The organism is Desertihabitans aurantiacus (assembly GCF_003344635.1).
Taxonomy (GTDB): Bacteria; Actinomycetota; Actinomycetes; order Propionibacteriales; family Propionibacteriaceae; genus Desertihabitans; species Desertihabitans aurantiacus.
Genome location: NZ_QPKK01000487.1, coordinates 1 through 1,395, shown reverse-complemented (window position 1 = coordinate 1,395; position 1,395 = coordinate 1). Strand labels below are relative to the sequence as shown.

Sequence of the window (1,395 nt, the reverse complement as noted above, 5' to 3'; positions counted from 1 at the left end):
CAGGCCGTCGCCCGCGGCGGAGCGGTGGCCCAAGCCGGTTCGCGCCGGTGGCGCCGCGGTGTGCGCGCCCTGGCCGAGGAGCTGGTCCGGTGAGCCTCGGAGCGCCCGACCTCGACCTGCTGCGTCCGCGGCTGGCCGAGCTGGGCCGCGAGCCCGCCCCGGCCGACGTCGCCCGCGAGATGCGGGCCCTGGGCTGGGTGGTGACCGACGAGTCGTTGCTGGCGACGCTGGAGTGGCTGCGCCGCGACGCGCTCGGGGCGGGGCCGCTCGACCCTTTGCTCGGCCTGCCCGGGGTCACCGACGTGCTCGTCAACGGTCCTCAGCACGTCTACCTCGACCGCGGGCACGGGTTGGAGCGGGTGGAGCTGCAGTTCGCCGACGACGACGAGGTGCGCCGGCTGGCGGCGCGGCTGGCCGCCCGGGTGGGCCGCCGGCTGGACGACGCCGCGCCGTTCGTGGACGCCCGCCTGGCCGACGGCACCCGGGTGCACGCGGTGCTCGGCACCCTCGCCGACCCGGGCACCTGCCTGTCGCTGCGGGTGCCGGCGCGTGGCCGGTTCACCCTGCAGGACTGGGTGCGGGTGGGCTCGCTGCCCCCGGCCGGGGCGGAGCTGCTGCGCGGTCTGGTCGCCTGCCGGGCGGCCTTCCTCGTCTCCGGTGGGACGGGGTCGGGCAAGACGACGCTGCTGGCCGCGCTGCTCTCGCTGGTGCCCCCGCAGGAGCGGCTGCTGGTGGTCGAGGACTCGCGCGAGCTCGACCCCGACCACCCGCACTGCGTGCGGCTCGAGGGCCGTCCGCCGAACGCCGAGGGCGCCGGACGGGTCACCCTCAGCGACCTGGTCCGGCAGGCCCTGCGGATGCGGCCCGACCGGGTGGTGCTGGGTGAGGTCCGTGGGGCGGAGCTGTGCGACCTGCTGACCGCCCTCAACACCGGCCACGAGGGCGGGTGCGGCACCGTGCACGCCAACAGCGCGGTGGACGTCCCGGCCCGGTTGGAGGCGCTGGCCGCGCTCGGGGGCATGTCGCGGGAGGCGTTGCACTCCCAGGCGGCTGCGGCCCTGGACGCCGTGGTGCACATCCGGCGCGAGGGCGGGCGACGACGGGTCGACGGCATCTCGGTGCTGCTGCGCGATGAGACCACCGACCGGGTGCGCACCGTGCCAGCGGTCACCTTCGGTGACGGTGTGGTTCACAAGGAGGCCGGCGGCGAGGCGCTGGAGAGGTTGCTGTCGCGATGAGCGGCTCCGGACCGGGGAGGGCAGGTCGGTGATGGCGGTGCTGGCGCTGGCGCTGGGGGTGGCGGCGGCCCTGCTGTGGTGCGGCCCGTCGGCGGAGCCGGGCTGGAGCCGGCGGCTGGAGCCGGTGCCGGTCGCCGTCGAGCCGGCCGGCAGCCCG

1 protein-coding gene is annotated in these 1,395 nt (G+C 77.2%); it reads left to right on the top strand.

The window, feature by feature from the left end; all coding sequences use genetic code 11:
- Positions 1-89 precede the first annotated feature (89 nt).
- Complete coding sequence (locus tag DVA66_RS20425; RefSeq protein ID WP_114561577.1) at positions 90-1,238, top strand: TadA family conjugal transfer-associated ATPase; 1,149 nt, start codon at positions 90-92, stop codon at positions 1,236-1,238.
- Positions 1,239-1,395: the final 157 nt, after the last annotated feature.